At 54.3% G+C, this 18,720-nt stretch carries 15 protein-coding genes and 1 pseudogene; 1 reads left to right on the forward strand and 15 read right to left on the reverse strand.

Annotated features, from left to right (window positions below):
- Nucleotides 1–17: 17 nt before the first annotated feature.
- The 14 genes and pseudogenes from pknB to CIG75_RS12550 form a co-directional block, all read right to left on the reverse strand.
- A complete protein-coding gene (gene pknB / locus CIG75_RS12485) occupies nucleotides 18–1,994 on the reverse strand; it encodes a Stk1 family PASTA domain-containing Ser/Thr kinase (RefSeq protein ID WP_094236962.1) in 1,977 nt (658 codons plus the stop codon).
- A complete protein-coding gene (locus tag CIG75_RS12490; protein ID WP_227874433.1) occupies nucleotides 1,991–2,749 on the reverse strand; it encodes a Stp1/IreP family PP2C-type Ser/Thr phosphatase in 759 nt (252 codons plus the stop codon). The genes pknB and CIG75_RS12490 overlap by 4 nt, the downstream gene beginning before the upstream one ends.
- A 4-nt stretch (nucleotides 2,750–2,753) precedes the next feature.
- Nucleotides 2,754–3,833, reverse strand: a complete 1,080-nt coding sequence (gene rlmN, locus CIG75_RS12495) for a dual-specificity RNA methyltransferase RlmN (RefSeq protein ID WP_094236963.1) — start codon at nucleotides 3,831–3,833, stop codon at nucleotides 2,754–2,756.
- A 24-nt stretch (nucleotides 3,834–3,857) separates the two neighbouring features.
- On the reverse strand, nucleotides 3,858–5,198 hold the full coding sequence (rsmB, locus tag CIG75_RS12500) for a 16S rRNA (cytosine(967)-C(5))-methyltransferase RsmB (RefSeq protein ID WP_094236964.1): 1,341 nt from the start codon (nucleotides 5,196–5,198) through the stop codon (nucleotides 3,858–3,860).
- A gap of 5 nt (nucleotides 5,199–5,203) precedes the next feature.
- Nucleotides 5,204–6,151 (reverse strand): methionyl-tRNA formyltransferase, encoded by a 948-nt coding sequence (fmt, locus tag CIG75_RS12505; RefSeq protein ID WP_172844456.1) that lies wholly within the window; start codon nucleotides 6,149–6,151, stop codon nucleotides 5,204–5,206.
- A gap of 17 nt (nucleotides 6,152–6,168) precedes the next feature.
- Nucleotides 6,169–6,654, reverse strand: coding sequence for a peptide deformylase (gene def / locus CIG75_RS12510; protein ID WP_094236966.1), 486 nt, complete (start codon nucleotides 6,652–6,654; stop codon nucleotides 6,169–6,171).
- 98 nt (nucleotides 6,655–6,752) lie between these two features.
- Nucleotides 6,753–9,200: a primosomal protein N' gene (priA, locus tag CIG75_RS12515; RefSeq protein ID WP_094236967.1), complete on the reverse strand. Its 2,448-nt coding sequence runs from the start codon at nucleotides 9,198–9,200 to the stop codon at nucleotides 6,753–6,755.
- Nucleotides 9,197–10,414 (reverse strand): bifunctional phosphopantothenoylcysteine decarboxylase/phosphopantothenate--cysteine ligase CoaBC, encoded by a 1,218-nt coding sequence (gene coaBC, locus CIG75_RS12520; RefSeq protein WP_094236968.1) that lies wholly within the window; start codon nucleotides 10,412–10,414, stop codon nucleotides 9,197–9,199. The genes priA and coaBC overlap by 4 nt, the downstream gene beginning before the upstream one ends.
- 84 nt (nucleotides 10,415–10,498) lie before the next feature.
- A complete protein-coding gene (gene rpoZ / locus CIG75_RS12525) occupies nucleotides 10,499–10,705 on the reverse strand; it encodes a DNA-directed RNA polymerase subunit omega (RefSeq protein WP_094236969.1) in 207 nt (68 codons plus the stop codon).
- 1 nt (nucleotide 10,706) lies between these two features.
- Nucleotides 10,707–11,326 (reverse strand): annotated as a pseudogene (gene gmk, locus CIG75_RS12530) (guanylate kinase).
- A 25-nt stretch (nucleotides 11,327–11,351) separates the two neighbouring features.
- The gene (gene remA / locus CIG75_RS12535; protein ID WP_087457736.1) at nucleotides 11,352–11,618 is read right to left on the reverse strand and encodes an extracellular matrix/biofilm regulator RemA; all 267 of its coding nucleotides are present in this window, start codon (nucleotides 11,616–11,618) and stop codon (nucleotides 11,352–11,354) included.
- Nucleotides 11,619–11,697: 79 nt separating this feature from the next.
- Complete coding sequence (locus CIG75_RS12540) at nucleotides 11,698–12,582, reverse strand: YicC/YloC family endoribonuclease (protein WP_094236970.1); 885 nt, start codon at nucleotides 12,580–12,582, stop codon at nucleotides 11,698–11,700.
- A gap of 171 nt (nucleotides 12,583–12,753) precedes the next feature.
- A complete protein-coding gene (gene dapF / locus CIG75_RS12545; RefSeq protein ID WP_094236971.1) occupies nucleotides 12,754–13,581 on the reverse strand; it encodes a diaminopimelate epimerase in 828 nt (275 codons plus the stop codon).
- Between the two features lie 6 nt (nucleotides 13,582–13,587).
- A complete protein-coding gene (locus tag CIG75_RS12550; protein ID WP_407701263.1) occupies nucleotides 13,588–16,317 on the reverse strand; it encodes a calcium-transporting P-type ATPase, PMR1-type in 2,730 nt (909 codons plus the stop codon).
- A 202-nt stretch (nucleotides 16,318–16,519) separates the two neighbouring features.
- Here CIG75_RS12550 and CIG75_RS12555 point away from each other — a divergent pair, with 202 nt between their 5' ends.
- Nucleotides 16,520–17,023, forward strand: coding sequence for a hypothetical protein (locus tag CIG75_RS12555; protein WP_094236972.1), 504 nt, complete (start codon nucleotides 16,520–16,522; stop codon nucleotides 17,021–17,023).
- Between the two features lie 132 nt (nucleotides 17,024–17,155).
- Here CIG75_RS12555 and CIG75_RS12560 read toward each other — a convergent pair whose 3' ends face one another.
- The gene (locus CIG75_RS12560) at nucleotides 17,156–18,664 is read right to left on the reverse strand and encodes an aldo/keto reductase (protein WP_157729534.1); all 1,509 of its coding nucleotides are present in this window, start codon (nucleotides 18,662–18,664) and stop codon (nucleotides 17,156–17,158) included.
- Nucleotides 18,665–18,720: the final 56 nt, after the last annotated feature.

Here is an 18,720-nt window from a genome sequence, read left to right on the forward strand (position 1 = left end):
CCTTCAGGAATTCGCGATCACTGCTCACCATAGGGGATAGGAATCGTCTTTTCTTCCTTGCCGTCGATATACACTTTGATGGAAGCGATCTCCCCTGGTTTGACGATCACTTCCACATGGAAGGACTTAGTCGCTTCAATCGTCTCATCGACCACCACCGCGCTGCCTTGCGCGTCGCTGCGGACGATCTTAACTTTTTTCTTTTGGTCCTCTTCCACAGGTACCTGCACATCGTACGTTTTCTTTTTCGGTTCCTCTTTCACGCCCTGTGAGACGACAAGAGAGATCGTCTCGCCCTTCGCGAGCTCTGTGCCCGGCGTATAGGATGGAGAGGTACCGATCACTTTGCCCGCTCCTACATCATTGGAGTGTTGCGAGATCACTTCCCCGATTTTAAAGCCGGCTGCGGTCAGTTTCGCTTTGGCTTCGTCCAATTTCAATCCGGATACCTGTGGCACTTTCGCTTTTTCGATCGCTTTGGCAACGGTCAGCACGATCTTCGTCTCTTTGTCGATCGTCACTCCAGAAGCTGGATTTTGCGACAATACGGTACCCACCGCCGTCTCTTTCTCTTCACGCTCTTCGAAAGTGACGTTACTGGTGTTGATCCCCGCCTGTTTTAACTTTTCCAGCGCCTTGTCTTTGCTAAGATCGGTGATCGCAGGCATTTGCATCCGTTCCGGGCCTTTCGAAACGGTCAACGTCACTTCGCGGTTGGCCTTGATCGTTTTGCCACCATATTGGTCTTGGCTGATGACCGTTCCGGCTGGGTGTTCGTCGCTAGATTCCTCTTCTTTGTTGATGTTATTAATATCAAGCCCCGCATTGAGCAAGGCTTTCACCGCCTCGTCGTACGATTTCCCGACGACTTCCGGCATCGTCACATCTTTTTCTCCCATGTAATTGGTGACGAGCGTGTAAGCGGTGACCGCCCCCACCCCCAGCAGAAGAAACACTGCGAACAGCCAGATGACCGGGCGCCAGAAGTTCTTTTTCTTCTTACCGCCCTCGTTGCCATCGGTGACAGGCAGTTTCCCATCTTCAGGTGCAGAAACGCTGTCTTCCGTTGGCGACGTGTGACCAGGCGACGCCGTTTTCGCAGTGCGTAGACCGACCGCTGGCAGCTGAATGGTGCTTTGCTCATCAAAAAGCGGTGCGACAAACTTGGCAACGTTCGGGTAGAGCAACGCTTTTTCCAAGTCGCGCGACATTTCACGAGCGCTCTGGTAGCGCACGCTCGGATCTTTCGCCAATGATTTTAGGATGATGTTTTCCACAGACTGTGGCAACGAGGGATTGATCTGACGCGGCTCCACAAAGTGGTCCTGCAGATGCTTGAGCGCCACCGAGATCGGCGTTTCCCCGGAAAATGGCAATTCGCCGGTCATCATCTCATAGAGTACGACGCCAAGCGAGTAGATGTCCGATTTTACATCGGTGATCCCACCTCTTGCCTGCTCCGGCGAGAAGTAGTGCACAGACCCTAGCACAGAACCATCCTGGGTGATCGTGTTGGAAGTGATCGCCCGTGCGATCCCAAAGTCGGTCACTTTGACGCGTCCATCTTTGCCGATCAGAATGTTATGGGGCTTGATGTCACGGTGGACGATATTATTTTCATGCGCATGTCCCAACGCAGAACAAATCTGTTTGGAGATGTCGATCGCTTCCTGTACCGGGAGCGGTGCTCGGTCTTGGATCACTTCTTTCAGCGTCAATCCGTCTACAAACTCCATGACGATATAATACTCATCTCCACCCCGCCCCACGTCATAGATGTTGACGACGTTCGGATGGGAGAGCGATGCGGCCGCCTGCGCTTCACGGCGAAAACGACGCACAAAATCTTCATCGTTCGAGAATTGAGCATGCAGAACTTTGATCGAAACGTTGCGGTTGAGCAAGGTATCCAGTGCGCGGTAGACCACTGCCATGCCCCCGCCGCCGATTCGTTCGATCACTTCATAACGATCGCCAAGCTTTCGTCCGATCAAAGTGCGTCACCTCGCTCCGCACGATTTTGTACAGCGACGACGGTGATGTTGTCATGCCCTCCTGCTGCTAGCGCTTGATCGATCATGGCGTCAACCATCGCTTCCAGCGACAGATCGGCTGCAAAAATCTGAATCATCGCTTCTTCCTTCACCATGTTGGTCAGACCGTCAGAGCAGATCAACAGGATGTTGCCTTCCCCCCAAGTTCGGTGGTAGAGGTCGGCCTGCACCGTTTCGAAGGAGCCGACCGAACGCGTCACGATGTTGCGCTGCGGATGGACGCACGCCTCTTCGGCTGTGAGTTGTCCATTTTTGTAAAGCTCGTTGACCAGTGTGTGGTCATCGGTCAACTGCAACAATTCCCCATCCGCAAACAGGTATGCGCGGCTATCACCGATGTGACCAAGGTAGATCTCCTCCGAATTCAGCAAAGCGGTCACCAAGGTCGTGCCCATCCCGCTCAGTCCTTCAGAGGTGGAAGCTCGCTCAAAGACGACGCGGTTGGCCAGTTGCATCGCATCGACGATCAAATCGGATGCGTCGTACGACTCAGCACCTCGCAACGCTTCATTGATATGCGATACTACCGTTTCAATCGCCAGAGAACTGGCCACCTCACCCGCAAGATGGCCGCCCATCCCATCCGCTACAACGGCCACGCCAAATGGCGTGAGTTCAGCATCGACCGCGTAACTGTCCTCGTTGATCTGACGGACGAGCCCGATATGAGTTCTCGCCGCATAATGCATCTTCATCACCTCAGATTCTCCCCTGCTCCGCTCGCAGTTGTCCGCAGGCAGCTGCGATGTCGTGTCCTTTTTCCCGGCGAACCGTCGCGTTGACGCCTAGACGGTTCAACTCGTTGACGAACGCCCGAATCTGATCTTTCGGGGTCCGCGTATAATTGCGCTCCGGCACATAGTTGACCGGAATCAAGTTGACATGGCAGTCGATGTTTGCAAGCAGCCCGGCCAGCTCGCGCGCATGAGCCAAATCATCATTTTGTCCGCCGACCAACGCGTATTCGAAGGAGATGCGGCGGCCAGTCTGCGCGATGTAATAGCGGCACGAATCGAGCAGTTCAGCGATGCCCCAGCGTCTGTTGATCGGCATCAGTGCAGAGCGGATCTCATCGCGGGTTGCATGCAAGGAAATCGCCATCGTGATCTGCCGTTTCTCATCAGCAAGGCGTTTGATGGCCGGCACAAGACCCGATGTCGAGATGGTGATGTGGCGCGCGCCGATTTTCAGTCCGTTTTGGTCGTTGATGGTGTCCACGAACTTCATCACTTCATCATAATTTTCCATCGGCTCGCCCGAGCCCATCAACACGACGGACGACACCCGTTCCGCATCCACTTCGCCATCGAGAAAACGCTGAACGTTGAGCAATTGCTCGACCACTTCGCCGCCCGACAAGTTGCGAACCAGCCCGCCGAGCGTCGAAGCGCAAAACGTGCAGCCCATCCGGCAACCGACCTGTGATGAGACGCAAACCGAGTTCCCGTAATCATGGCGCATCAACACCGTTTCAATCGTCGAGCCGTCATACAGCTCCCACAGCCATTTAATTGTCCCGTCTGTGGAAACTTGGCGCGTCACTTCACGCATCGTGTTGATCGTCGCGAGCTCTTTCAATTGTTCGCGAAATTTTTGCGGGAGGTTGGTCATCGCATCGATGTCTGTAACTCGGTCTTTGTACAACCAGGTAAAGATCTGCTTGCCGCGAAACTTCGGCTGCCCGATGCTCTGCACCCATTTCTCTAAGTCTTCGAACTCCATATTTAACAGATGCACTTTTCGATCGGCACCTGCATTCTCTTTTTTGTCATCGATCATTGGGATCGTCTCCATGATGTTCACCTACTTTCGACGTAAACGTGCGATAAAAAATCCGTCACTGCCAAACTGTTGAGGCATCAATTGCACCGCACAGTCATCTTGAATCGCTCCGTGTACCCCCTCCATCAGATAGGGGGCGATCGGATCCGCTTCAAAGTCGGGATGTTCTGCTAAAAAAGCGCGCACCACGTCGATATTTTCTTCTGGCATGACCGTACAAGTGGAATAGACGAGCACTCCGCCTGGGCGGAGCGCCTGGGAAACGGTGTTTAGCAGTTCGCGTTGCAGTTCTGCGATCTCGCTGATGTCACCCGGCACTTTTCTCCACTTCAGATCCGGCTTGCGTTTGATCACGCCAAGCCCGCTACACGGAGCATCCAGCAAAATGCGGTCAAACTTACCCGCCTCGCCGACCACATCGCGGATATCGCCTGCGCGAGTGCTGATCGAAGCGAGTCCAAGGCGGTTCATCACATTCTCGATCAACTCGATCTTGTGCGCGTGTACATCGACAGCCAACACATCCCCGGTGTCGCCCATCAACTCTGCGATATGTGTGGTCTTGCCACCTGGTGCAGCACAGCAGTCAAGAATGCGTTCGCCAGGCTTAGGGTCGAGCGCTTGGGCCACCAACATCGAGCTTTCATCCTGGACGGTGCAACGGCCTTCTTTAAATGCGGGCAATTGTGCCACATCTAGGCCTTCCTGCAACATGATCCCATAAGGGGAAACGCTCGACGGATGGGCAGTGATGCCTTGTTCGGTCAGTTCGGCCAGCAGTTCATCACGCGTGACGCGATTTGAGTTGACCCGCAGGCAGAGCGCAGGGCGATCATTGTTCGCTTCGCACAGCCGTTCTGCCTCCTCACGGCCAAACGCCTCCGCCCAGACCTGTACCATCCACTCCGGATGCGAGTGTAAAAGCGCGGTATGACGCGTCCAATTTTTCTCCTTTGCTGGGAGCTTGAGCGCCTCTTTGTTGCGCAAGGTGCCACGTAGCACCCCATTTACAAATCCGCTCGCTTTGCGACCACGGCGCTTGGCGATCTCCACCGCTTCGTTGATCGCAGCAAACGAAGGAATCCGCTCTAGATAAAACAGTTGATACACAGTCAGGCGCAACAGGTTGCGCACCCAAGGCTCCAACTTATGCAACGGCGTTTTGAGCGCAGGGGTCAAATAGTAGTCGAGCGTGTTCAGCCGCCCGACCGTTCCGTACACAATCTCTGTGGTAAGCCCCACATCGCGCGCGCTGAGCCTCGATCTGCGCAAGGCGGTGGTCAGCGCCAAATTGCTGTAGGCGCCTCTCTCCTCAATGGCGAGCAATACGTCCAAAGCGATGTCTCTTGCAGTTTGAACCAATGCGTTTACTCCTCTCGTTCTCCGAACTTGCTGCCTGGGGCGGGCTTCACACCGCGCAGATACTCGGTGACGAGCATGCGACGCTTGCCCGCAGGTTGAATTTCAAGGAGCGCCAACGTTCCCTTCCCACACTGTACGACGATACTGTCATCTGTCGTCTTCAGCACAGTGCCCGGTTCCACTGTCGGCACGCTTTCTTCCTCATAAATCCTAGCTTGCCATATCTTCATCACTTTATGAGAAAAGGTCGTGAATGCGACCGGCCAGGCGTTCAGCCCACGCACTTGGTTATACAAAACACGGGCATCGCGGCTCCAGTCGATGCGCTCATCGTCGCGGGAAAGGTTCGGCGAGTACGTCACCAAGCTCTCATCCTGCGGCGTCTCAGTGTGTGTGCCGTTTGCGATCGACGGCAGAGTTTCGATCAAAAGCTTCGAACCGGCTGCCGACAGTTTATCATGCAACGAGGAGACGGTGTCTTCCTCCTCGATCGGCACAACGACTTGCGAAATCATATCGCCCGCATCGAGCGCTTGCACCATCCGCATGATCGTGACGCCAGAGTTAGCATCGCCTTCGAGGATCGAGCGATGAATCGGCGCACCGCCCCGCCAACGCGGCAGAAGCGAAGCATGGACGTTGATGCAGCCTAAGCGCGGCATGTCCAAAAGACGCTTGGGCAGAATCTGCCCATAGGCAGCAGTGACCAGCAGGTCAGCCTGAAAAGCTTCCAATTCTTGCAACGCCTCGTCCACCCGCACCTTTTCCGGCTGGAGCACAGGCAGATTGTGACGCAGGGCGGCCACTTTGACCGGCGGTGGCGTCAAATCTCCTTTGCGGCCTTTCGGACGGTCGGGCTGTGTGACGACCGCAACGACCTCATAACCGTTTTCAATCAATGCATCCAAACATGGTACAGCAAAATCGGGAGTTCCCATAAACAAAATTCGCATGTATGTCACCTGCCTATTTATCGTTTTTTCCCGTAGGTCTTGTTCGGTCCGCCGACCGGAAGCACGCGGTCAGTGAACAAGATCCCATCAAGGTGATCAATCTCATGTAGCAAACAGCGGGCAAGCAGTCCTTCACCCGCAACGGTAATCTCTTGCCCTTCGCGGTTCCATCCTTTGATGATGACGTGATTGGCACGCATCACATCGCCCGATTTACCTGGCATGGACAAGCAGCCTTCAGGCCCGAATTGCTCGCCTTCTGCCGAGACGACTTCCGGGTTGACCAGTTCGATCAAACCGCTCCCATCCCCGACATCGACGACGATGCAGCGTTTTAAGATCCCGATCTGCGGCGCAGCAAGGCCGATGCCGTTTCCGGCATCGTACATCGTCTCGGCGAGATCGGTCAGCAATTTTTGTATATGAGAATTCACTTCCGGCACCGGCTTGGCCACTTGGCGCAAAGCCGGATCCCCTTCTTGGCGGATCATTTTGATAGCCATCTGAATTTCTACCTCCTCACAACACTTGCAACAAACGAAAAAGTACCATCTTTCATCATACCAAACCATACCCCGTTCCGAAAGGGAAGATTTCCCGCTTACAGGATCATTTGCGCGTTGACATCGATCGACAGGTAGCCACCCGCTTTTTGTGCTTCCTGCGCCGCTTCCAGATACACGGTGCGAATCGAAGCACCGACCTGTTTGAAGCGCACATACTTGACCACAACATTGAAGCGGAATTTCCCTTGCAACCGGGATAGTGGCGCCGGAGAAGTGCCGAGGATGATCACGTCGTCTCGCCCCTGAAACAGGATGCGCAGCCGATCTTCCACCGTGCGTGCGATGCGCAGCGCCTCAGTTTCGTTCACATTGACCGATGTGAACGCAGTCAATTCGCGAAACGGCGGGTTGTGCACAGCGTGGCGCACGCGAATTTCATGTTGAAAAAAGTTTTCATATTCTTGCTTTTTCGCAAATTGAACAGCGTAATGCTGTGGATTATAGGATTGAATGACCACTTCGCCCGGCAATTGATGACGTCCCGCGCGCCCCGCCACCTGTGTGAGCAGTTGGAACGTGCGTTCCGCCGCCCGAAAATCGGGCACGAACAGCGACGTATCGGCAGAGATGACACCTACCAGCGTGACGTTGGGAAAATCGAGCCCTTTGGCGATCATCTGCGTGCCGAGCAAGATCTGTGCTTCTTGATTTCGAAAACGCTGCAAGAGCACTGCGTGCGACCCTTTGCCCGATGTGGTGTCCACGTCCATGCGGATCACGTTCGCTTCCGGGAAGACGCGATTCAGTTCCTCTTCGACCCGCTGTGTGCCTGTTCCGAAATGACGCACATGGTCACCTTGGCAATCCGGGCAGATGTTTGGCATCCTTTCGGCATACCCGCAGTAATGGCAGCGCAGTTGTTCCAACCCGCGCGCCTTATGAAAGGTGAGCGGGATTTCGCATTCCGGGCAACGGGCGACATATCCGCAAGAGCGGCATAAAACGAAGGTCGCAAAACCGCGCCTGTTTAAAAAAAGAATGATCTGCTCTCCTGTTTCCAATCGCTTCTCCATTTCTTTTTGCAAAACGGTGGAAAACATCGAGCGATTGCCTTCCTGAAGCTCATTGCGCATGTCGATCACTTTGACTTTGGGCAGGCGCTGCCCCATGACGCGCTCCGACATCTCGATGCGCCTGATCTGACCTTGATGTGCCCACCAGCGAGTCTCAAGCGCAGGCGTGGCCGAACCGAGCACGACGGTGGCACCATGTTGACGGGCCCGGTACATCGCCACTTCTCGGGCGAGGTACTTCGGATGGTCGTCCTGTTTATAGGACACTTCATGCTCTTCGTCGACGATCATCAGACCAATCGAATGAAACGGTGCAAAAATGGCGGAACGGGCCCCGACCACGATGGTCACATCGCCTTGACGAATTCGCCGCCACTCATCAAATTTTTCGCCAGCCGACAAGCGCGAGTGCATCACCGCCACATCGTCGCCAAACCGCTTTTTGAAACGTTCGACCATTTGCGGTGTCAGCGAGATTTCCGGCACAAGCATGATCGCTTGCCTTCCCTGTGCGACACAGGAGGCGATCGCCTGCAGGTAAACTTCCGTTTTGCCCGAACCTGTGACACCTTGCAGCAAAAAAGTTTCCGGTTTTCGGCTGTCCACCGCTGCTGCGATCTGGTCATACGCGGCTCGCTGTAGTTCGGTAAGTGGCAATGGCTGTTCCTTTTGTCCATGGACGATGCCATACGGGTCGCGGAGCACTTCCTGCTCTTCTTTTTGGATGTAACCCTTTTCCAACAGCGGTTTCAACGTGGAAGAGGATGCGCTCAGTTCGCTCAGCACGTCTTTCATCGGCACAGCATCATCTCGATCGAACAAAAAGGCCAGCACCTCTTTTTGCTTTTTGGCGCGGCCCAACGCTTCGAGTGCCGCCGGAAAGCGGGTCGCGTCAAGCGTGCACCGTAGACAGGTGATCGTTTTGACTTGTGCCCCTTGCTTGATACGGTATGATTCGATCAAGATGCCCGCTGCGACCCACGCGCGTAGGATCGGTCGCCATTCGGGGCGCTCTGCGATCAACTGCTCCTTCGTTTTGTTCGGCGACTCATAAAGCGCTTGCAACAGATCAGCTTCCAACGATCCAGGCTGCACGAAGGGCAGCTCGTCTGCCAGACGCAGCGTCGTACTCGCTTTGGCTCGCATCCCACTTGGCAACAGCGCTTGGACTGCTGCAGCTGTCGTGCAGAGATAGCGTTCGGAAAGCCAACCTGCCAACTGCACCAAATCGGGCGTCAGCGGCGGTTCGTCGTCGAGCACCTCCAGAATCGGCTTGGTCTTGGTCACTTCGGCTGCCATCGAAAAGCCGACGATGTAGCCTTCCAGTCTGCGCGGACCAAATGGCACCAACACGCGGGTGCCAATCTCGACCTGTTGCTGCCAGTGGTCTGGCACCTCATAATGAAACGGGCGGTCCACCTGCGATGATTTTAACTCGACAATCACTTCCGCAAAGCGTTTGGAACTCATGAAACGGGGCCTCGTTCTCTCAATTCGAGCACACGATTGAGGATTTGATCGGCAACATCGCGCTTTTGAAGCAGAGGAAGCGGCGTATCACCTGCACGGTCCACCAGTGTGACGATGTTGGTGTCCGTGCCGAATCCAGCCCCTGGCTGCGATACATCGTTGGCCACAAAAAGGTCTGCCTGTTTCCGTTCCAATTTGCCGCGCGCATTCTCCAACACGTTTTCGGTCTCCGCAGCAAAGCCGACCAGCACTTGATCGGCCCGCTTTCTTTTGCCAACTTCGAGCAGGATGTCCGGATTGCGCTCAAACTCTATCACCAGCGGGCCATCCTTTTTCTTCAACTTTTGCTCATGGCGCAACTTGGGGCGGTAATCGGCAACTGCCGCCGCACCGATGATCACGTCCTGCACGTCCACATGCGCCATCACCGCGTCATGCATCTCTTGACCTGTCTGGACGCTGATGGTAGTGATGCCTGCTGGCGGGCGCAGTTCAGACGGTCCGGTGACCAAGGTGACCAGCGCTCCTCTTTGCACAGCCGCTTCTGCGATGGCGTACCCCATCTTGCCTGTCGAGCGATTGGTGACGAAGCGCACCGGGTCGATCGGTTCCGCGTTGCGTCCTGCCGTGATCAAAATTCGAAGACCGGACATATCTTGTCGCGGCTCTCGTTTTGTAAAAAAATCTCCGATCCAGGCTGCAATCTCCTCCGGCTCCATCAAGCGGCCTTTTCCGGTCCACCCGCAAGCCAGATACCCTTCGTTCGGCTCGGCGAACAGATACCCCTTTTCCTGCAAATACTGGATGTTGTCTTGCACGATTGGGTTGTGATACATGTTTACGTTCATCGCCAAGGCGAACAAAACGGGTGCGGTTGATGCCATGATCGTCGTGGTCAGCATATCATCTGCTATGCCGCTTGCCACTTTCCCGATCACGTTCGCGGTGGTCGGTGCTACGACGATCAGATCTGCTTTGTCAGCAAGGGCGATATGTGCCAGTTCGGATGGATCGGGCTCCGTAAAGGTATCCAGATACACTGGCTTTTTGGTCAGGCTTTGAAAGGTGAGCGGGGTGATGAACTTTTGTGCCGATTCGGTCATGATGACATGCACGTCCGCTCCAGCTTTGGTCAAGGCGCTGGCCAGTGATGCTGCCTTAAAAGCAGCGATCCCGCCGGCCACGCCGAGCACGATCGTTTTCCCCTTGAGCATAGTGACCTTCTCCTCTTCTGTCTTCTGACAATCTCTCTTTTTACAAAAAGAAACAACCCGCGATGAGGTTGTTTCTTGTCGTGTTTACTTAATGCCGTCTTTTGTGCGCACAAAACGCACCTTTTCTTCCGAAATTTCGTTCAGTGCAACTGTGACATTCTTGTTCGTTTGAATGTGAACCATCTTTTCTGCACCGTCTTGAATGCGGCGGGCGCGCTTCGATGCGGCCACGACCAGCGAGTATTTGCTGTCTGCCAGATGCATCAATTTATCAATGGAAGGATAAATCATTTTACTTGCCCCCCTTTTGAACCAATCGATTATAGTATTCCAAATTGCGGGAAACGCTACACAGTTCGGACGTGATGATACTGCGTACCTTCTCGCAAGCGTTATCCACGACGTCATTGACAACCACATAGTCATATTCAGAAATGTATTTCATCTCATCGGTAGCTGCACCAAAGCGGCGGTTGAACGATTCTTCCGTTTCCGAACCACGCCCGATGATACGGCTTTTCAGCTCATCAAGGCTTGGGGAATCAGGAAGATGAAGACGCCGTTTGGAAATTTCTCTTTTACTTGCAGCGCACCTTGGATATCGATTTCAAGCAACACATTTTCACCCGCGTTCAACGTCTCCTCGACATATTTGCGCGGTGTGCCGTAATAATTTCCATATACTTCGGCCCATTCCAGAAGTTCGTCATGTTTGACCATGTCCTGAAACTGCTCGACGCTTTTGAAAAAATAGTTGATGCCTTCCATTTCACCTTCGCGCGGCTGACGCGTCGTACAGGAAACGGAATAGTGTGTCGTGTTCATGCTCGGAAGCAGTGCCTTACAGACCGTCCCTTTTCCTGCTCCGGACGGACCTGACAAGACGATGAGCAACCCTTTCTGTACCATCATTCTACCCCTTCCGGACGTTGTGGTTTTACTCTTCGTCGTCTTGGCTGTTATCTTTTGCTACCAGACGGTGTGCCACTGTCTCCGGCTGTACAGCCGACAAAATGATATGATCGCTGTCGGTGATGATGACGGCACGGGTTCTGCGTCCATATGTCGCGTCGATCAGCATGCCACGATCGCGCGCCTCTTGAATGATCCGCTTGATCGGCGCGGACTCAGGAGAGACGATCGAAACGATGCGATTGGCGGAAACGATATTCCCAAACCCGATATTGATCAGTTTAATACTCACGACCCATTCCTCCTAATTTCGCAACCTCTCTGCCTGCATTGTTGCCAGGAAGGTATCTTCTGATACCAAAGAAAGGCTGTTATTCTACGTTTTGAATTTGTTCACGGACCTGTTCCAACAGGGCTTTCATCTCTACCACATGCTGAGCGATCTGCAGATCGTTCGCTTTGGAACCGATCGTGTTCACTTCACGGTTCATCTCTTGCACCAAAAAATCGAGCTTGCGGCCGATCGGTTCAGCCCCTTGGATCATCTCTCGGAACTGAGCGCAGTGACTATTCAGCCGCACCAGCTCTTCCACGATGCTGGCACGGTCGGCCAACACGGCCACCTCGGTCAAAAGACGAGCTTCATCTAACGTGAACGCCTGTCCGTCGAGCGCTTCCCGCAGACGTTTCTCCAAACGCTCCCGATAGTCGCTCACCACAAGCGGTGAACGGACAGAGACGGCGCCTACAAGTTCACGTAGTCGCGCAATGCGCGCCACGAGATCTTGAGCCAGACGAGCTCCTTCCGCTTGGCGCATCGAAACAAGGTCGTCCGCCGCCACAGCAGTCAACTGCATAAGCAGGTGGCCAAGTTGTTCGGGATCGCTCTCTTCCTGTCTGACCGTCACCACATCCGGCTGGCGCAATAAGTCGGCAAGCGACAAGCGCTCCGCCATCCCAAGCCGTTCGGCCAACGAGTCGGCAACCGCTTTGAAATGAACCGCCAATTCCTCATCAAAAGTGACGGTGCTACCTCGGCGCTCCGTCATTTCAATGGTTATGTAACAGTCCAACCTGCCTCGCGATACGCGCTCCAAGATGACCTTTTTGATCCCATCTTCAAACATCAGGTAGTCGCGCGGCATGCGAACCATAACTTCCGCATAGCGATGATTGACCGCTTTGATCTCGACGAGGACGCGGTACCCGTAGTCTGTCGCTTCGGCTCGTCCATACCCCGTCATGCTTTTGAGCATCGAGATTCCCTTCTTTCGCCACGATCCTACTTTGGAAATATGTATCAAAACAGGTTTTCGTTGAATTTCGGGCGTTTCCTGCTCATATTACGCAATTTCTTGGCAAGATGCAAGCAAAAAGGATCACCCGCCATGAAAAAAGTGCTTGTGGCAAAGTGATCCCTTCTTTTATTAGAAGTCGCCTTCAAAAACGATGACCGAAGGACCGGTCATATAGACGCGGTTGTCCGCTTCCCGCCACTCGATGCGCAGGTCGCCCCCTTTAAGATGTACGGTCGTCTCTCGAGAGGTCTTGCCTGTCAAAACGCCTGCCACCACCACCGCACAAGCTCCTGAGCCACAAGCCAACGTTTCACCGCAGCCGCGCTCCCAAACGTGCATCGTCACATCATCATCAGCGTTCACTTGGACAAATTCCACGTTGGTTTTCCGCGGAAAAAACGGGTGTGTTTCGATCTGTGGGCCAGTTTGGTGCAGGTTGACCGTAGCCAAGTCTGACAGAAAAATCACAGCATGCGGGTTGCCCATCGAGACGGCCGTAACTGGAAACTCCCCGTCGGCGACGGTGACCTGATGGTTGACAACTCGCTCCGAGGCTGCTGTCGTCGGGATTTTTTCAGCGGTCAAGATCGGCTCGCCCATATCCACCGTCACTTGCGTCACCTGGCCAGCTTCGGTGAACAATTGCAGTCGTTGGATGCCGATGCGAGTTTCGAGCAGGACTTCCGGTCGGTCGGTCAGCCCTTTATCGTACACGTATTTTGCCACACAGCGAACCGCGTTGCCGCATTGTTCAGCCTCAGTTCCGTCCGCATTGAAAATACGCATTGCAAAATCGGCTTGTTCATGCGGCAAGACCAACACCAGCCCATCCGCTCCGATGCCAAAATGGCGGTCACAAACCTGTTGTGCAAGTTCTGAAATCCCTTCTGGAACGGAAGAAAACTCGGCAACGACTACAAAGTCATTGCCGAGACCATGCATTTTGGTAAATTTCATAAGTCTTTATTTCCTCCTAGCATCGGAAAAGCCCAGTCGATTCGTTCCTCTGTTGGTCATACGGCGCGCCGCGAGGGCAAACGTCGGGATGGAGGCGGCCACCATCACAATCACCCAGTCGATCGGACCCAACGCAACCGTGCGGAACACCGGCTGGAACGCTTCGATGTACATGACACCGAGCAGCAGAACGAGCGAAGAGATGACCGATGCGATCAGCCATTTGTTTTCAAAAAAGTTGCGGGAGAAGATACCGCCTTCGACACTGCGACAGTCGAACACGTGAATCAACTGCGCCATGACGAGCGTTGTAAAGGCCATCGACTGCGCTTTGACCAGATTATCCGGCTCCATCTGCAAGGTGAACCAGAAGACACCGAGCGTCGCCAAACCGATCAGAATGCCGCGGGAAAGGATTTTGAAACCGAGACCGCGGGCAAAAATCGATTCGCGTACATTGCGTGGCGGCTTGTGCATGATATCTCGCTCTGCCTGATCGACACCAAGCGCGATCGCAGGCAGACCGTCTGTGACAAGGTTGACCCAAAGGATTTGAATCGGCACCAGTGGGAGCGGCATCCCCATCATCATCGCGATGAACATCGTGACGATCTCGCCGACGTTGGAGGCGAGCAGATAGCGGACAAACTTGCGAATGTTGTCATAGATCCCGCGACCTTCCTCGATGGCGGCGACGATCGTGGCAAAGTTGTCGTCAGAAAGGATCAGCGCGGATGCATCTTTCGCCACATCAGTGCCGCCTTGCCCCATCGAAATGCCGATGTCGGCCGCTTTGATCGCCGGGGCATCATTGACGCCATCTCCTGTCATCGCGACCACATGTCCGCGCGCCTGCAACGCTTTGACGATCCGAAGTTTATGTTCAGGTGAAACGCGAGCGTAGACAAAAATATCTTCGACGCGGGCTTGTAGTTCTTCATCAGACATATTATAAAGATCGTGTCCGTTGACTGTCAAACCGCCGTGTGGCAGGATTCCTAGCTGGCGCGCGATCGCTTCGGCGGTCACCTGATGGTCTCCGGTGATCATGATCGTTTTGATTCCCGCTTTTTTTGTGCGGGCGATCGCATCATACACTTCTTGGCGCGGCGGGTCGATCATGCCGATTAAGCCGACAAAGACAAGATCGCGCTCCGGCTCGTGCTCTTTAAACTGCCCTTCATGCCGCAGCGGACGGTAAGCGACAGCAAGGCAGCGCAGCGCTTCGCTCCCCATCGTCGTGTTGGCTTGCATGATGCCTTTGCGCAACGACCCGGTCAGCGGCGTGACATTGCCATCGATCAACATGTACCCGCAACGCTCCAACAGCACATCGGGACCGCCTTTTGTCAGCATGAATAGGTTCCCTTTTTGATCGCGGGTCAACACCGACATCATTTTGCGAGTTGAGTCGAACGGAATCTCGTCCAGCCGCGGCTGAGACGCCTCCATGTCCGGGCCGTGCAGACCGCCTTTGGCGGCAAGCACCATCAAAGCCCCTTCGGTCGGGTCACCTTGCACCGCCCAAGCCGTATGCTTCTTCTGTTTATCTTGGAAGAGCACCGCGTTGTTACAGAGCACGGAAACTTCCAGCAAGCGCAACAGATCGGGGCGGCGGGTGGGGTCCACTTGTTTGCCCGCGCAGTGAAACTCGCCCATCGGCTCATAGCCTGTGCCCGATACTTCATAAAACTGACCACCGATCCAGACGCGCTGAACGGTCATTTTGTTCTGGGTCAGTGTCCCGGTCTTGTCGGAACAGATCACAGTGGCCGCGCCTAGCGTTTCAACAGAGGGGAGTTTGCGGACGATCGCTTTGCGTTTAATCATGCGCTGAACGCCTAGTGCCAATGCGACGGTGACGATGGCAGGCAGACCTTCAGGGATCGCAGCTACGGCCAGCGAAACACCTGCTAAGAACATGGTGTACATGTCGTTGCCATGCATGATCCCAGCGAGTACGACGACTGCGGTGATGCCAAGCGCTACATAGACCAAAATCTTGCCAAGTTGGTCGAGGCGGCGCTGAAGTGGCGTTTCTGTCTCTTCTGCCGTTTGAATCAGATCGGCGATGCGGCCCATCTCGGTCTGCATGCCAGTGGCGGTGATGATCGCTTTCGCTTTGCCTCGCGTGATCATCGTTCCCATGTAGGCCATGTTTTTGCGATCGCCGAGTGCAGCATTGACATCCGGGATCGCAAGGATCGATTTTTGAACTGGAAGCGATTCCCCGGTCAGGGCCGCTTCCTCCGCCTCCAGCCCGGCGCATTCGAGGATGCGGACATCAGCCGGGACTCGGTCGCCGCTTTCCAAGAAAATTACGTCACCTGGGACGAGCTCGGTAGCGGCCACGCTGATCTTCTGACCATCGCGTAGCACGTGGGCAGTCGGAGCGGTGAGCTGTTTTAATGATGCGAGTGATTTTTCTGCGCGAAGTTCTTGATAAAAGCCGAGAAACCCATTGACGATGATGATCGCGATAATGGTGATCGCATCTGCATGTTCGCCAAGCAGACCGGAAACCAACGTTGCAGCGAGCAGTACCAACACCATAAAATCACGGAACTGGTTGAGGAACAAAGTCAGCCATGATTTTTGTTCTGCTTCGTTCAGTCTGTTCTCTCCGAACTGGTCACGCCGTTTTTCGACCTCTCCGCTGGTCAGGCCGTCCGGCGGCACGGAGAGCAACTGGAGTACATCATGTACGTCCATCGTGTGCCAATGATTCTTCTGCACCAGGTGCCACCCCTTTTTTCACATCGTTGTCCTGAGAACATGTCTATGCTTGACCCATGGCGGGTAGACCAAGCATGACAAGTCCGCACCGACGTTGAACGACCTTCAAAATGATTAAAAAAAGTCCTGGGGCTTCCTTTACAGATCGAATGTCATTTATACTGACAACGAATTCGAATTTTAGTAGAGAGGAGCATCCAACATGATCACAGAAGAAAGGTTCCTAGATCTCTTCGCCCACATGCAGGCCCGGCTCATCAGCCATATGGAGGAGCAATTCCACGCGCTGGATGAAAAGTGGGAGACACGATTTCAATCCATGCAGGAGGAGATGCGAGCGGGACTCCACCAGGTCAATGTCCGATTGGACCTGCATGAGCAACGGCTGGCCAAGATCGAGCAACACATGGAACAACGATTTACCGCCATGGAACAACGAATTATCGCCATGGAGCAACAAGTGACCAATCTGGAGCAACGATTTACCGCCATGGAGCAACAGATGACCACCATGGAGCAACGACTGGTAAACTTGGAACTAGGTGAGGAGAAAATCCTAGCCTTTATCCAAGAACGTTCCGAGAAAAATCTGCAACTGCTCGACGAGCGCTTCCAACAGGTCTATGATACGATTCGCCAATCGGAAGAAGATCAAGAGACCCATTTCAATCAGGTGCTGAGAGTGATGAACCAGAAGCGCCGCTAACTCGCACCTCGCCGCTTGCACATCCTCGAAAGATCGTTTGCGTTCTCTCCACTAAACACCAACAGCAAATCGCAACAAATCCACACAAAAAAGGCTGTTGACGCCTGCCGTCACAGCCTTTTTTAATGCAATTCACCACTGCGAATTCTTCATCCGTGCCCAGGCTTCGCCACGATCCTTGACCGTCGCTTGTTGCTGTAACTCCGCCACCACATCAGCCACATACGCCTCCCTGCGCATCCCAACCAGCACAGTAGTCACTCCAGAAGTCGAGCGCAGTGCTCGCAGCGCCATACCACTCAAGCTTTCGGCTGCCCATTCCTTGTCGGCCGTCGCAACACTGTTTTTGATGTGCTCAATCTGCACGGCTGCCTGAAAGCGATAATAGGCGGTCACCTCGGACAGCACCCGATTGATGTCGGCCACATAAGACTCCACCCATGCTGTCACTTCCCCATCCAACCGCTCATACTCAAGCAGTGTCCGAACCCCTTCTTGCACAGTCGGCACCAAAAATTGCACCTGCACCTCCCGCCAATGGTCCTGCGTCGAAAAGCTCTGCCAATGCTGCTTCAGCAACGCACCGACCGACAGCCGATCGGCCACTTTCTCTCGTGCTTCCGCCTCTAGTAACAAAGCGGGTAACAGGATCGAACTCAACTTCTGCTCAGCCTGTAGCAATTGTGAGAGCATCGCCCCAATCCTTTCCTCATCAACCGACACCGCTTCCACATCGGCCAACCGCACCATTGTTTGGCCTGTGAACGCATTCAATGGCCGATTGATCAATACACCGATCCTCTGCCGGGCTGCCAACTGAACCACGCTTGCACCGCCCATCTGATTCCCTTCGGTCATACCGCCCGTCTCCACTAGATTCATCGGGAGCTGAATCACCCGTAAGCGATTGTCGGACGACACGTTCTCGGCGAGTTTCAACACTCGCTCAAGCGATGTGTGCGTCTCCTCCGCTGCGCTTGCCCCAAATGTATTGGAGGAAATTCCATAGCACAAAATCCGCCCCTTCTCCACCTCGTTCTCCAAATGTCGAAACGCCAATTCAAGCCTCCGCTCATACTCAGCGCGTGCCGCTTCTACCGACACTTGGTTCTGCTTGGCCCACATCAAAAAATACTCCGGGTTGTGTAGCAAGTACACATCGAGCTGTTGCATCTGCAAACGCTCCAAACTACGAGTCAACTGGTCCTCCAAAAACTCCGGATGGATACAGTGTTCCAGACCTTGACCGTACAACACCAGATCTGGAAACGGTCGGCCGTTTGCTTTACGCTCTTGACTCAGCCGATAGTTTTGTCCCTGCAAATACCCCGCTTTTGACACTACCACCACCTGTGAACGCTCCACAGCACCGTCTGCCAGCATCTCCGCCAACACAGCGCCAACCAATTCCTCCGACCTTCCGTCCGCATAGTTGGCACTCGTGTCGATCAAATTCACCCCGGACAGTAGCGCTTTGCGCAGTGCGTTCCGATGCTCTTCCTCGCGCACATCCACTCGGTAGCAGCCAAATCCAGCCTGACTGACCAGCCATCCCGTCCGCCCGAGCTCTTGGTAGCTGAGCTCCGGATGCTCCCTTGCCAGTTCCATTGTGCCCTCCACGGTCGCACACCCGATCATCATGCGCTCCACCCCTTTCGTTTCCAGCCAGTTTCCCTTCAGTATATCCCCCCATTGCC

The organism is Tumebacillus algifaecis, assembly GCF_002243515.1.
Classification (GTDB): Bacteria; Bacillota; Bacilli; order Tumebacillales; family Tumebacillaceae; genus Tumebacillus_A; species Tumebacillus_A algifaecis.